Annotated in this window: 11 protein-coding genes; 3 read left to right on the top strand and 8 right to left on the bottom strand. The window is 72.1% G+C overall.

Annotation, left to right across the window (positions count from 1 at the left end; translation table 11 throughout):
• Positions 1-88 precede the first annotated feature (88 nt).
• From ACFUNE_RS02055 to ACFUNE_RS02030, 6 genes are all read right to left on the bottom strand, one after another.
• Positions 89-940: a siderophore-interacting protein gene (locus ACFUNE_RS02055; RefSeq protein WP_383561211.1), complete on the bottom strand. Its 852-nt coding sequence runs from the start codon at positions 938-940 to the stop codon at positions 89-91.
• 80 nt (positions 941-1,020) lie between these two features.
• Positions 1,021-2,049 (bottom strand): ABC transporter substrate-binding protein, encoded by a 1,029-nt coding sequence (locus ACFUNE_RS02050; protein WP_383561209.1) that lies wholly within the window; start codon positions 2,047-2,049, stop codon positions 1,021-1,023.
• A 333-nt stretch (positions 2,050-2,382) separates the two neighbouring features.
• Positions 2,383-3,549: an acyl-CoA dehydrogenase family protein gene (locus ACFUNE_RS02045; protein WP_383561207.1), complete on the bottom strand. Its 1,167-nt coding sequence runs from the start codon at positions 3,547-3,549 to the stop codon at positions 2,383-2,385.
• 7 nt (positions 3,550-3,556) lie between these two features.
• On the bottom strand, positions 3,557-4,486 hold the full coding sequence (locus tag ACFUNE_RS02040; protein WP_383561682.1) for a hydroxymethylglutaryl-CoA lyase: 930 nt from the start codon (positions 4,484-4,486) through the stop codon (positions 3,557-3,559).
• A 17-nt stretch (positions 4,487-4,503) separates the two neighbouring features.
• Entirely contained in the window at positions 4,504-6,552 is a 2,049-nt protein-coding gene (locus ACFUNE_RS02035) for an acetyl-CoA carboxylase biotin carboxylase subunit (RefSeq protein WP_383561205.1), read from the bottom strand.
• 13 nt (positions 6,553-6,565) lie between these two features.
• Entirely contained in the window at positions 6,566-8,182 is a 1,617-nt protein-coding gene (locus tag ACFUNE_RS02030; protein WP_383561203.1) for a carboxyl transferase domain-containing protein, read from the bottom strand.
• 109 nt (positions 8,183-8,291) lie between these two features.
• Between ACFUNE_RS02030 and ACFUNE_RS02025 the strand changes: the two genes are divergently transcribed.
• The gene (locus tag ACFUNE_RS02025) at positions 8,292-8,912 is read left to right on the top strand and encodes a TetR/AcrR family transcriptional regulator (protein WP_383561201.1); all 621 of its coding nucleotides are present in this window, start codon (positions 8,292-8,294) and stop codon (positions 8,910-8,912) included.
• A 233-nt stretch (positions 8,913-9,145) separates the two neighbouring features.
• Entirely contained in the window at positions 9,146-9,931 is a 786-nt protein-coding gene (locus ACFUNE_RS02020; protein WP_383561199.1) for a phosphatase, read from the top strand.
• On the opposite strand, the gene ACFUNE_RS02015 is transcribed toward ACFUNE_RS02020, so the two are convergent.
• A complete protein-coding gene (locus ACFUNE_RS02015; protein WP_383561197.1) occupies positions 9,895-10,893 on the bottom strand; it encodes a helix-turn-helix transcriptional regulator in 999 nt (332 codons plus the stop codon). The two genes, ACFUNE_RS02020 and ACFUNE_RS02015, sit on opposite strands and share 37 nt — an antisense overlap.
• Positions 10,894-10,956: 63 nt before the next feature.
• Between ACFUNE_RS02015 and ACFUNE_RS02010 the strand changes: the two genes are divergently transcribed.
• On the top strand, positions 10,957-12,111 hold the full coding sequence (locus tag ACFUNE_RS02010; protein WP_383561195.1) for an epoxide hydrolase family protein: 1,155 nt from the start codon (positions 10,957-10,959) through the stop codon (positions 12,109-12,111).
• 90 nt (positions 12,112-12,201) lie between these two features.
• On the opposite strand, the gene ACFUNE_RS02005 is transcribed toward ACFUNE_RS02010, so the two are convergent.
• Positions 12,202-13,164: a helix-turn-helix domain-containing protein gene (locus tag ACFUNE_RS02005; RefSeq protein WP_383561193.1), complete on the bottom strand. Its 963-nt coding sequence runs from the start codon at positions 13,162-13,164 to the stop codon at positions 12,202-12,204.
• Positions 13,165-13,171 lie beyond the last annotated feature (7 nt).

The following is a 13,171-nucleotide window of genomic DNA, read 5'->3' as shown; positions in this document are numbered from 1 at the left end:
TAAGTTAGGTAAGCCTAACCTAATAAAATCGCGTCCCTCGTCCCCCTGGGGGAACCGTCACAGGAACCCCACAAGGCGCGCAGGTGCGTTACGCGGACGTCCGCGCCGCTTCCGCCCTGAGCTCCTCCTCGCTCATCCCGCGCCGCCAGTAGCCGACGAAGGTGACGCGCCTGCGGTCGAACTTCCGCTCCTGGACGAGGTGGCGGCGCAGCCCCCGTACGCCTGAAGACTCACCGGCGATCCACGCGTACGGAGTGCCCCCGGGCAGTCCGGCGGCGCGTACGGCGTCCACGGCCGAGGGAGCCCCCTGGCCGCGTACGAGCCAGTGGACCGTCACGTCCGCCCCGGTGCGGAGCTCCAGACGGTCCCGGGCGTGCGGGACCTCCAGCCAGACATGGGCCTTCGTGCCGGCCGGAAGCCACTCCAGTGCGGCCGAGGCCGCGGGCAGGGCCGTCTCGTCCGCCCAGATCAGCACCCAGTCGGTGTCCTGCGGCGGGCGGAAGCGGACCGAGGCGTTGTCCTCGGCGGCCGGGCCCAGAGCCTTGAGCGGCAGGCCGGGGCGAGCGGCCTCCGCCCAGCGGCAGGCGGGCCCGCCGTCCTCGTGCAGGGCGAAGTCGATGTCGATCTCGGTCGTGCCGTCGTCGGCGCGGCGCTGGGTGCGCACCGTGTACGCGCGCATGACGGCCCGTACGTCCTCGGGGGCGGCGCGCCAGGCGTCGAACCAGGTGCCGTCCTCGGCCACGGGGACGAAGGGCTCGGACTGGCCGGGGTGCGGCAGGAACAGCGAGAGGCTCTGGTCCCGGCCCCCCGAGGCGAAGCCGTCGAGCCCCGGACCGCCGAAGGTGATCCGTCGCAGGGAAGGGCTCAGCCGTTCGGTCCGCAGGACCGTCAGGCCGAAGAACCGGAAGGGGGTGATGGCGGGTGCGGTGGCGGTCGTCATGCGAGGGGTCTCCTCCCCGGGACGGGAAAAGCGGAAGGCCCGGCCCCCGGAGACGAGCTCCAGGGGCCGGGCCCGGGGGATCAGCCGACCTTCTTGGCCTTCTCGATGGCCTCGGCGAGGGCGTCGAGGATCGGTGCGCACTTGTCGTACGAGTAGATGGGCTCCGTCGTACGCGGTATGACCTGGCCCGCCTTGACGGCCGGCAGCTTCGCCCAGGTCGGCTTGGAGGTCAGGGCGTCGGGCTGCAGGGCCGAGGAGCGGTTGTCCATCATGATGATGTCCGCGTCGTACTTGTCGACGTTCTCCCAGCTCAGCTCCTCGAAGAAGCCGGCCTCGTTGACCTTCGGCTCGACGAACTGCACACCGAGCTCCTGGAAGTACAGGGTGTCGGCGGACATCTTGGCGAGCGAGACGTAGAACAGGTCCTGACTGGCCGAGCCCACCAGGACCTTGATGTTCGGCTGCGACTTCGCGGCGGCGCGCAGCCGGGCCGCCGCCTTCTCGAAGGCGGCCTTGGCGTCGGTGACCTTCTTGGCCTTGACGTCGGCGCCGAGGGAGGCGGCCAGGTCCTCGTGGCGCTGGATCGCCTTCGGGACCGTGGTCTGCGCGGCCCACAGGGCGACGCTCGGGGCCAGCTTGAGGATCTTGTCCTTGGACTGGTCCGGCACGTACCAGAGGGCGTCCTTCTCCCACATGGCGGTGACGAGGAGCTCCGGCGCCAGGCCGGCGTACTTCTCGACGTTGAACTCGCCCCAGACGTTGCCGAGCACCTCGACCTTGCTGATGTCGAGGTCACCGGCCTGCACGTCGGCCTTGCCGTCGGAGGTCTTCGTCGGGCCGAAGACGCCCTTCACCTCGACGCCGTAGTCGTGGAGCGCGGCGGCGACACCCACGAAGGCGACGATGTTCTTCGGCACGGAGTCGGCCTTCGCCGTCTCTCCGCGGTCGTCCTTGAAGGACCAGGGGCCGGATTTCTCCGTGCCCGTACCGGAGTCGGAGCCCTTCTCGTCGCTGCCGCCGCAGGCGGCCAGGGCGGCACCGAGACCGACGGCACCACCGGCGGCCAGCAGGCCGCGGCGGGAGAGTGGGCTGGTCCGGAGGTTGGGCATGAGTGTGTCTGCTTTCGTACGCGCCGAGGGCGCCCGCTGACGATTCAAAGGAAGGCTAGCCTAACCTCACATATCGCAGGCCGGGAGGGCAAGGGGGAGCGGCCGTTCCGTTACCTGAGCTGCGAAAAGCCGCCCTCCCGTGAACAGGGAAGGCGGCTGTCGCGAACGTCCGGGCTCAGCCGGTGACCGGCTGCAGACGCAGCATGTCGGTGTCCGGGCACACCTTCGCGGTCGCGCTGAGGTCGTCGTCCACGAGGGTCTTCGCCGCGGTGAGCCATCTGGGGGTGACGGGTATATACGCCTGGCGGGTGTATATCACCTCGGCCCCGTGTCTCAGGCGTCCATCCCCAGCTCGCGGGCGATCAGCATGCGCTGGACCTCGCTCGTGCCCTCGCCGATCTCCAGGATCTTGGAGTCGCGCCACATCCGGGCCACCGGGTACTCGTTCATGAAGCCGTAGCCGCCGTGGATCTGCGTCGCCTCACGGGCGTTGTCCACCGCCACCGTCGAGGAGTACAGCTTCGCGATCGCCGCCTCCTTCTTGAAGGGCTCGCCCGCCACCAGTCGGGAGGCCGCGTCGCGCCAGCCGATCCGGGCCATGTGCGCCCGCATCTCCATATCGGCGATCTTGAACTGGATGGCCTGGTTGGCGCCGATCGGCTTCCCGAAGGCGTGGCGCTCCCTCGCGTACTTCAGCGACTCGTCCACACAGCCCTGCGCCAGCCCCGTCGACAGCGCGGAGATGGCGATCCGCCCCTCGTCCAGGATCCGCAGGAACTGCGCGTACCCGCGGCCCTCCTCGCCCAGGAGGTTCTCCTTCGGGACGCGGACGTCGGAGAAGGAGAGCTCGCGGGTGTCCGAGGCGTTCCAGCCGACCTTGGAGTACGGGGCGGCCACCGTGAAGCCGGGGGTGCCGGACGGGACGATGATCGCGGAGATGCGCGGGGCTCCGTTGTCCTTCCGGCCGGTGACCGCCGTCACCGTCACCAGCTCCGTGATGTCCGTACCGGAGTTGGTGATGAAGCACTTGGAGCCGTTGATCACCCACTCGCCGGCGGCCTCGTCCAGCACCGCCGTCGTCCGGGTGCCGCCCGCGTCCGAGCCGCCGTCCGGCTCCGTCAGGCCGAACGCGCCGAGCGCCTCGCCCGCGCAGAGCTTCGGCAGCCACCGCTGCTTCTGCTCCTCGGTCCCGAAGCGGAAGACCGGCATGGCACCGAGCGAGACCCCGGCCTCCAGGGTGATCGCCACGGACGAGTCGACGCGGGCCAGCTCCTCCAGGGCGATCCCGAGGGCGAGGTAGTCGCCGCCCATGCCGCCGTACTCCTCCGGGAAGGGCAGGCCGAACAGGCCCATCCGTCCCATCTCCCGCACGATCTCGTACGGGAACTCGTGGCGTTCGTAGAAGTCGCCGATCTTCGGGGCGATCACATCGTGTGCGAACTCCTCGACGGTGCGGCGCAGTTCCTCGTGCTCGGCGGTCAGCCGGTGGTCAAGGGACATGGGTGCTTCACTCCTTGTGGGACAGCGCGCGGACGGTTCGGGACGGGCTCGGGCGGCCCAGCTGTTCGGCCATCCACACGCTTGTGGCGGTGAGTGCGCCGAGGTCGACCCCGGTTTCGACGCCGAGGCCGTCGAGCATCCACACGAGATCCTCGGTGGCGAGATTTCCGGTGGCGCTCTTCGCGTAGGGGCAGCCGCCCAGGCCGCCCGCCGAGGCGTCCACCGTCGTCACCCCGTGCTGGAGCGCGGCCAGGGTGTTGGAGAGCGCCTGGCCGTACGTGTCGTGGAAGTGCACCCCGATGCTGTCGGTGTGCACGCCCTCCTCGTTGAGCGCGGAGAGCAGCTCCTGCACATGGCCGGGGGTGGCGACGCCGATGGTGTCGCCGAGGGAGAGCTCGTCGCAGCCGAGGTCCATCAGCGCCTTGGCGACCCGGACCACCTGGTGGACGGGGACGGGCCCCTCCCACGGGTCGCCGAAGCACATCGACAGGTAGCCGCGGACGTGTACCTCGTCCGCCTTGGCGCGGGCGACGACCGGCTCGAACATGGCGAGTGACTCGTCCACCGTGCGGTTGAGGTTGCGGGCGGCGAAGGTCTCGGTCGCCGAACCGAACACGGCGATCCGGCGGGCACCGAGCGCCAGCGCCCGGTCCAGGCCGCGTTCGTTCGGCACGAGGACGGGAAGGGCCACGTCGCCCACGTCCGCGATGTCCCCGAGCATCGGGAACAGGGCTTCCGCGTCCGCCAGCTGGGGAACCCACTTCGGGTGCACGAAGCTGGTCGCCTCGATGGTGGCGAGCCCCGCCTCCGCGAGCCGGCGGACGAACTCCGCCTTCACTCCGGTCGGTACGACGGTCTTCTCGTTCTGCAGCCCGTCGCGCGCGCCGACCTCATGGATGCGGACCCGGGCGGGCAGCCCCGCCGCGGGCACCGTCATGGGCAGTCCGGTGTCGGTCACGATTCCTCCCTCGGGGCCACCACGGCCAGGATCTGGTCCATGGCGACCGTGGCACCGGCGGTGACGTCCAGCTCGGTGACGGTTCCGGCGTGCGGGGCGGAGATGACGTGCTCCATCTTCATCGCCTCGACGACCAGCAGGCTCTGCCCGGCCACGACCTCGTCGCCGACCGCGACCTTCACCACCGTGACGGTGCCGGGCATCGGCGCCGCGAGCGTGTCCGCGCCCGAACGGGAGGCGCCGCTGAGGGACGCCTCCACCGGGTCGTGGTCCTGGACGTGCCAGGCGTCACCGTCCCGGCCGAGCCACACCCCGTCCGGGGACGGGACCAGGCTGAACGTGTGCGTCAGGCCGTCGAGCTCGACGACGGCCCGCCGTCCGGACGCCTCGACGAGCCGGGACCTCTCCGAACCCGGCAGCGGCGGCACCGGACCGCAGGCGTCCGCCGGCTCCTCCCGGTCCCCGGCGTGACCGAACGTCAGTGCGGCCGTGCCTGCCGCCCCCGTACGCAGACCCACGCGCACCGGGTCATGGCCCGGGACACGGAAGTGGTGGAAGGTTTCGGCGGGTGTGCCGCCGAGCCGCCAGCCGCTGGGCACCGAGAACGGATCGACCCAGCCGGCGGCGGGCGCGACAGGCGGCTGCCGCAGCAGCGCCGCCGCCGCGTACACCTCCTCCGGCACCCCGCCCGGCACCAGGCCGTCCGCCTCCCGCTCCACGAGACCGGTGTCCAGGTCGCCCGCGGCCACGTCCGGATGGGCCAGCAGCCGCCGCAGGAACCCCGCGTTCGTCGGCACGCCCAGCACCACCGTGTCCGCCAGGGCCGCCCGCAGCCGGCGCAGCGCCGTGGGCCGGTCCGGACCGTAGGCGATGACCTTCGACAGCATCGGGTCGTACGTGCTGCCGACCGGCACGCCCTCGCTGAGCCCCGAGTCCGTCCGCACCCCGCCGCCCTGCGGCTCGTGCAGCGCGAGCACCGTGCCGCCGGACGGCAGGAAGCCGCGTGCCGGGTCCTCGGCGCAGACCCTGGCCTCGACGGCGTGCCCGGTCAGCGTGATGTCCGCCTGGGCGTACGGCAGAGGCTCACCGGAGGCCACCCGCAGCTGCCACTCCACCAGGTCGAGCCCGGTGACCAGCTCGGTGACGGGGTGCTCGACCTGGAGGCGGGTGTTCATCTCCATGAACCAGTACGAGGACGGGTCGCTGCCCGGGACGATGAACTCGACCGTGCCCGCGCCGACGTAGCCGCAGGACCGCGCCGCCTGCACGGCCGCCTCGCCCATCGCCTCCCGGGTCCGCTCGTCGAGCAGGACCGAGGGCGCCTCCTCGATGATCTTCTGATGGCGGCGCTGGAGCGAGCACTCGCGCTCGCCGAGGTGCACGACGTTGCCGTGGCCGTCGGCCATGACCTGGATCTCGATGTGCCGGGGCCGGTCGATCCACCGCTCCACCAGCAGGGTGTCGTCGCCGAAGGAGGCGCGCGCCTCGCGCCTGGCCGCCGCGATCTCGTCGGCGAGGAGCGCCTCCTCGCGCACCAGCCGCATGCCCTTGCCGCCGCCGCCCGCCGAGGGCTTCAGCAGGACGGGCATGCCGATCTCCCGTGCGGCGGTGGCCAGTTGCGCGTCGGTGAGCCCGCTCCCGGAGGAGCCTGGCACCACGGGGACCCCCGCCGCGGCGACGGTCTCCTTGGCGCGGATCTTGTCGCCCATCAACGAGATGGCCTCGGCGGGCGGGCCGATGAAGACCAGACCCGCCTCCGCGCAGGCCCGGGCGAAGCCCGCGTTCTCGGCGAGGAAGCCGTAACCGGGGTGGACGGCTTCGGCGCCCGTCCGGCGGGCGGCGTCCAGCAGCCGCTCCACGGACAGATAGCTCTCCGCGGCCGGTGCGGGCCCGATCCGTACCGCCGTATCGGCCTCCCGTACGTGCCGGGCGTCCGCGTCGGCGTCGCTGAAGACGGCGACCGACCGCACGCCGAGCTCGCGCAGGGTACGGATGACCCGGACCGCGATCTCGCCACGGTTGGCGACCAGAACAGTGCTGAACATGGAGGTCCTCACATCACATCCGGAAGACGCCGAAACTGGGCTCGCCCAGCGGCGCGTTGGCACACGCGGTCAGGGCGAGCCCCAGCACCTGCCGGGTCTCCATCGGGTCGATCACTCCGTCGTCCCAGAGCCGGGCGGTGGCGTAGTAGGCGTTGCCCTGCTGCTCGTACTGCGCGCGGACCGGGTCCTTGAAGGCCTCCTCGTCCGCGGCGGGCCACTCCTCGCCGCGTCCCTCGATCTGGTCCCGCTTGACGGTGGCCAGGACGGAGGCGGCCTGCTCGCCGCCCATCACGGAGATCTTGGCGTTCGGCCACATCCACAGGAAGCGCGGCGAATAGGCCCGGCCGCACATGGAGTAGTTCCCCGCGCCGTACGACCCGCCGACCACGACCGTCAGCTTCGGCACCCGCGTGCACGCCACGGCCGTCACCATCTTGGCGCCGTGCTTGGCGATGCCCCCGGCCTCGTAGTCCCGGCCGACCATGAAGCCGGAGATGTTCTGGAGGAACACCAGCGGGATGCCGCGCTGGTCGCACAGCTCGATGAAGTGGGCGCCCTTCTGGGCGGACTCCGAGAACAGGATCCCGTTGTTGGCGACGATGCCGACGGGATGGCCGTGGATCCGGGCGAAGCCGGTGATCAGCGTCTGGCCGTACTCCGCCTTGAACTCCTGGAACCGGGAGCCGTCCACCACCCGGGCGATGACCTCCCGCACGTCGTAGGGCGTACGCGAATCGACCGGCACCGCGCCGTACAGGCCCGCGGGGTCCGCCTTCGGCTCCTCGGCGGGCTCCACGGACCAGGGCAGCGGGCCGCGGTCCGGGAGGGTCGCCACGATGTTCCGCACGATCCGCAGCGCGTGCGCGTCGTCCTCGGCGAGGTGGTCGGTGACCCCGGACGTGCGGGAGTGCACCTCGCCGCCGCCCAGCTCCTCCGCCGTCACGACCTCACCCGTGGCGGCCTTCACCAGCGGCGGGCCGCCCAGGAAGATCGTGCCCTGGTTCCGGACGATGACGGCCTCGTCGCTCATCGCGGGGACGTACGCGCCGCCCGCCGTGCAGGAGCCGAGCACCGCCGCGATCTGCGGGATGCCGGCGCCCGACATCCGGGCCTGGTTGTAGAAGATCCGCCCGAAGTGGTCCCGGTCGGGGAACACCTCGTCCTGCATGGGGAGGAACGCGCCCCCCGAGTCGACCAGGTACAGGCAGGGCAGCCGGTTCTCCAGGGCCACCTCCTGGGCGCGGAGGTGCTTCTTCACCGTCATCGGGTAGTACGTGCCGCCCTTGACGGTGGCGTCATTGGCGACGATCACGCACTCCCGGCCGCTGACCCGCCCGATTCCGGCGATCACCCCGGCCGCCGGCGCGGCGCCCCCGTACAGCCCCTCGGCCGCGAGCGGCGCCAGCTCCAGGAAGGGCGAGCCGGGATCGAGCAGGGTGTCCACCCGCTCCCGGGGGAGCAGCTTGCCGCGCGCCACATGCCGGGCCCGCGCCTTCTCACCCCCGCCCAGACGTGCCGTGGCGAGCCGCGTGCGCAGCTCCTCGGCGAGCGCGTGATGCGCCGCCTCGTTGGCCTGCCAGGCCTCCGAGGCGGGATCGGCCGCGCTCGCCAGGACCGGTGCCTGCTGCATCCTGTCGAGCCCCCTTGCCCGTACCGCAGTAGTCGGATGTGGTTAATGAGCGTTAACGCATGGCGCTCAGGTTAACGAGCGCTAACCCCCCTGTCTAGAATGAATCCCCATGAGCACCCATGCCGCCGCCCGTGTCGCGGCTCCCACCCGCCGCGAGCAGATCCTCAGGGAAGCGGCCCGCCTCTTCGCCGAGCGCGGCTTCCACGGTGTCGGGGTCGACGAGATAGGGGCGGCGGTCGGTATCAGCGGCCCCGGTCTCTACCGTCACTTCCCCGGCAAGGACGCCATGCTCGCCGAGCTGCTGGTCGGCATCAGCGAGCGCCTGCTGGCCGGCGGCAGGCTGCGCGTCACCGAGGACGTCGCCTCCCGTGACGGCTCCCCGGGCGCCCTCCTGGACGCCCTCATCGAGGGCCACATCGACTTCGCCCTGGACGACCGCCCTCTGATCACCCTCCACGACCGCGAGCTGGACCGTCTGCGCGACACCGACCGCAAGCGTGTTCGCCAGCTCCAGCGGCAGTACGTGGAGGTCTGGGTCGAGGTCGTGCGCGCCCTCTATCCGGGCCTCGCGGAGAGCGAGGCGCGGGTCACCGTCCACGCGGTGTTCGGCCTGCTGAACTCCACTCCCCACCTGACCCGCCCCGAAGCCCTCCCGGACCGCACGGCGACGGCCGCCCTGCTGCACCGGCTGGCGCGGGGCGCCTTCGAGGCGGCGGGCCGCGCGGCCTGACGCCCGCGGCCCCGGCCGCACGGATCAGGCGTGGGCGGCCCCGCCGTCCCTGATCTCCTCCAGAGACCCCCGCACGGCCTGCCACGGCCCGGCCCGCCCGGCACCCGGTCCCGCCGCAGGCCGGGGGAGTCCCCCGGGGCGACCACTGATCCCGCCGGTCGGGACACCGGGCAACTGATCCCGCCGGTCGAGACACCGGGCACACACCGCGTACCCGACGGCACAATGGGTGCATGCCGATACCCAGCCGCGCCGCCCTCGTCGAGCACCTCGTCCGCACCCGTATCGCGGGCGACGTCGCCACCCCCCGCGACAACAACCTCTCCCACTACCGCCAGCTCGCCAACGGCAACCGCCATTTCTGGCTGGGGCTGGAGCTCGGTGACCGGTGGACCGACGAGCAGGACGTGCTGGCCGTGATGGCCGAGAGGTGCGGGGTCGACGACGACCCCGAGCACCGCCAGGGGCAGGACACCATCGACCCGGAGCTGACGGTCGACGCCCTGGACCGGATGGCGGCACGACTGCGCAAGGCCGCCGCCGACGGCGAGCGCGTGCTCCTCGCGACCGGGCATCCGGGCGGTCTGCTCGACGTCCACCGGCAGACCGCGAACGCCCTGCGGGCCGCCGGCTGCGAGATCGTACGGATCCCCGGCGGCCTCATGGCGGACGAGGGCATGGTCTTCCAGTTCGCCGACGTCGCGGTGCTGGAGCGCGGGGCGACCTTGTGGCACACGCACTCCCCGGTCCCGATGGCCGCCATCCTGGACGGTCTGGAGCGCGAAGGCCGGCCGATGCCCGATCTGGTGGTGGCCGACCACGGCTGGGCCGGGTGCGCCGGGCAGCGCGGGATCGACTCGATCGGCTACGCGGACTGCAACGACCCCGCGCTCTTCCTCGGCGAAGCGGAGGGCACCCTCCAGGTCACCGTGCCGCTGGACGACCACGTGGCCGACCCGCGCTTCTACGACCCGATGACCGACTACCTGCTGGACGCGGCCGGGCTGCTGCCCGCCTGACCGCCCTCGGTGGACCGGGCGTACCGCTCGGCCAGCTCCCGCAGGAAGGCGACCAGCTCGGGCGGCTCCGTCACCGTGAAGTCGGAGCCGAGCAGGCCCAGGTGGACGGCGAGAGAGTCCAGGGAATCGGCTCCGGTCTCCAGGACGCAGGTCTCCGCGTCGACGGGCTCGACCGTGCCCACCGCGGGGTTGACGTGCTCCAGCACCGCTGCGGCGGGAGCGTGGACCGTCACCCGGGCGCGGTGGCGCCAGGCCGCCGCCGACACGCCGCCCGCGACGTACGCCGCCGCTCCGCCCTCCGGGTCCTCGCGCGGGGCGAACCGCGGGCCGGCCGGCAGCCGGGGCGTGAGCCGGTCCACGCGGAAGGTGCGCCAGGCGACGCGGTCCACGTCCCAGGCCACGAGGTACCAGCGGCGGCCCCAGTTGACCACGCGCTGGGGCTCGACGAGCCGGCGGGCCGACGCCCCTGCGTGGTCGCGGTAGTCCAGGCGGAGGCGCTCGTGATCACGGCAGGCCGCCGTCAGCGTCATCAGCAGCTCCGTGTCCGTGCCCGGCGCCGGGCGGTCCGCCGGTACGGGCACGGCGTACTCCTGCAGGGCGCGTACGCGCCGGCGCAGACGCGAGGGCAGCACCTGCTCCAGCTTGGCGAGAGCGCGGCCCGAGGTGTCCTCCATCCCGGCCAGGGCGCTCCGTGCCACATTGCGCAGGGCGATCGTCACCGCGACGGCCTCGTCGTCCTCCAGGAGCAGTGGGGGCATCGCACTGCCCGCCGCGAGCCGGTAGCCACCCGTCGACCCCCGGGTGGCGTCCACCGGGTAACCGAGCGTGCGGAGTCTCTCGATGTCGTTGCGCACCGTCCGGCCGCTCACCCCGAGCCGGTCGGCGAGCTCGGAGCCCGGCCACTCGCGGGGTGACTGGAGCAGGGACAGCAGGCGCAGCAGGCGCGCGGAGGTTTCCAGCATCGTTCGCGGTCCGCCGTTCCAATAGGAATGAAGCGTGCCTATACCGCTCCTAGGATTTCATTCATGGAGAACAGCAGCAAGACCGCGGCCGCAGACACCTCCGTCCGTCCCTTCCGGGTCGACATCCCGCAGGCGGACCTGGACGACCTGCGCGACCGGCTCGCCCGGACCCGCTGGAACACCGGGGTGCGGGGCGTCGACGACTGGTCGCGGGGCGTCCCCGCCGGATACCTGAAGGAGCTCGCCGCGTACTGGGCGGACGGCTTCGACTGGCGCAGGGCCGAGGAGCGGCTCAACGAGTTCCCGCAGTACGTCACGGAGATCGACGGCCAGGACATCCACTTCGCGCACGTGCGCTGCGACAGGGCCGACGCCACCGCCCTGCTGCTCATCCACGACTGGCCCGGATCGTTCGTCCAGTTCGTCGACGTCATCGAGCCGCTGTCGCGCGACTTCCACGTCGTCGTCACGTCGACGCCCGGTGTCGGCTTCTCCGGTCCCCTGTCGTCGACGGGCTGGAACACCGGCCGGATCGCCGGAGCCTTCACCGCGCTCATGTCCCGCCTCGGCTACGACCGTTACGGGGTGCAGGGCAACGGGGGCGGTGCCTGGATCGCCGGCGAGATGGGCCGGATCGCCCCCGAGCGGGTGAAGGGCGTCCACGTCAACGGGCTGGTCACCTTCCCCTCCGAGGATCCGGCGGACTTCGCCGGGCTCACCGAGGGCGAGCAGACCCGGCTGGAGCGGCTCCAGCAGTTCCGCGACGACAGGATGGGCTTCAACGTCATCCAGTCGACCCGGCCCGAGACGGTGGCCTACGGGCTGAACGACTCACCGGCCGGCCAGCTCGCCTGGATCGTCGAGAAGTTCAAGGAGTGGACGGACACGGCGAACGAGCTGCCCGAGGACGCCGTGGACCGCGACACCCTGCTCACCAACGTCAGCCTCTACTGGTTCACCGGTACGGCAGGCTCCTCGGCCCACCTCTACTACGAGATGGCCCACGACCCCGCCGCCTGGGCGCCCAAGGAGCGCGGCACCGTCCCCACCGCGGTGGCCGTCGCGCTGGCGTCCGACGTGGCGATCCGCCGCTTCGCCGAGCGCGACCACCACGTCGTCCGCTGGACCGAGTTCGACCGCGGCGGCAACTTCCTCTCACTGGAGCAGCCCGGGCTCCTGGCCGAGGACGTACGGGAGTTCTTCACCGGGCTCGGCTGAGCCGGTGCCGGCCCGCGAGCCGGCCTCCCGCCTCCGGTGGAGCCCAGCCATGTCCGGCGGGGCCCGACCGCGGTCGGCGCCTCCACCGGTTCACGGCGAGGAGCGGTTCCCGTCGCGCCAGGCCCGGGGGGAGACGCCGTACGCCTGCTTGAACACCTTGCTGAAATGGGAGGCGTCCACGAAGCCCCAGCTCCGTCCCACCGCCGCCACGGTCCGGGTCCGGCCCCGGGGGCCGGCCAGCTCCCGCTTGCACTCCGCGAGGCGGTGCGAGCGGATCCAGTCCCCGAGGGAGATGCCCGACCGGGCCAGCACCGTGTAGAGGTGGCGCACCGAGATGCCGTGCGCGGCGGCGATCCGTGCGGCGGACAGGTCGGTATCGGCCAGGTGCGCGCGCATGTACCGCGTGATCCGCAGGCCCAGCGTGGCCTCCAGCGGTGCCGCGGCCAGCTCCTGGCTCCCGAGCTGGGTCGCCACGACGGCACGGACGAGTTCGACGCTGGGTTCCGCGACGGCGTCCGCGTACGGGCCGCTGCGCAGCCCCTCGTCGGCGATCAGCCGGGAGAAGTACGAGGACGCGAGGCGTGCCAGCGGATTGCCGGAGCCGAGCGTGACCGCGGTGACGTCCCGGAGCGCCCGCTCGGGCAGCGCGAGCGCCGCGCGGGGGAACCGGAGGAACTGGTGGTCCACTCCCTCACCGAAGAGGAGCGTGTAGGGGGTGACCGTGTCGTAGAGGGCGAAGTCCCCGGGCCGCAGCAGAGCCTGGCGGTCGTTCTGCACCACCAGGCTGGTGCCTGTCACCTGCAGGCCCAGGAAGACGGCCGGCTCCTCGTCCTCCCGTGCCAGGCGCGGGGTCCGCCGTATGGTCATCGAGGTCGCTCGCGCCGAGCAGATGGCCAGGGGTCCGGCGGTGTCCAGCCCGATGTGGACCGCGAGGTTCTCGGGCGGCAGGTGGTGGTCGATGTCGATCCGCACGAGGGACTCCCACACCGCGCTCCGGATCGTCTCCTCACGATCCCGCGCGGGTATGTCCCTGGTGTCCAGGACCGAGCTCACCGGAAGG

This window comes from Streptomyces sp. NPDC057287 (genome assembly GCF_042667905.1).
GTDB lineage: Bacteria > Actinomycetota > Actinomycetes > Streptomycetales > Streptomycetaceae > Streptomyces.
This window is presented reverse-complemented; position numbering and strand designations above follow the sequence as displayed.

Excerpts from the sequence above, each read along its gene's own strand:
- ACFUNE_RS02055 (WP_383561211.1), bottom strand. The coding sequence starts at position 940 with ATGACGACCGCCACCGCACCCGCCATCACCCCCTTCCGGTTCTTCGGC.
- ACFUNE_RS02050 (WP_383561209.1), bottom strand. The coding sequence starts at position 2,049 with ATGCCCAACCTCCGGACCAGCCCACTCTCCCGCCGCGGCCTGCTGGCC.
- ACFUNE_RS02045 (WP_383561207.1), bottom strand. The coding sequence starts at position 3,549 with ATGTCCCTTGACCACCGGCTGACCGCCGAGCACGAGGAACTGCGCCGC.
- ACFUNE_RS02040 (WP_383561682.1), bottom strand. The coding sequence starts at position 4,486 with ATGACGGTGCCCGCGGCGGGGCTGCCCGCCCGGGTCCGCATCCATGAG.
- ACFUNE_RS02035 (WP_383561205.1), bottom strand. The coding sequence starts at position 6,552 with ATGTTCAGCACTGTTCTGGTCGCCAACCGTGGCGAGATCGCGGTCCGG.
- ACFUNE_RS02030 (WP_383561203.1), bottom strand. The coding sequence starts at position 8,182 with ATGCAGCAGGCACCGGTCCTGGCGAGCGCGGCCGATCCCGCCTCGGAG.
- ACFUNE_RS02025 (WP_383561201.1), top strand. The coding sequence starts at position 8,292 with ATGAGCACCCATGCCGCCGCCCGTGTCGCGGCTCCCACCCGCCGCGAG.
- ACFUNE_RS02020 (WP_383561199.1), top strand. The coding sequence starts at position 9,146 with ATGCCGATACCCAGCCGCGCCGCCCTCGTCGAGCACCTCGTCCGCACC.
- ACFUNE_RS02015 (WP_383561197.1), bottom strand. The coding sequence starts at position 10,893 with ATGCTGGAAACCTCCGCGCGCCTGCTGCGCCTGCTGTCCCTGCTCCAG.
- ACFUNE_RS02010 (WP_383561195.1), top strand. The coding sequence starts at position 10,957 with ATGGAGAACAGCAGCAAGACCGCGGCCGCAGACACCTCCGTCCGTCCC.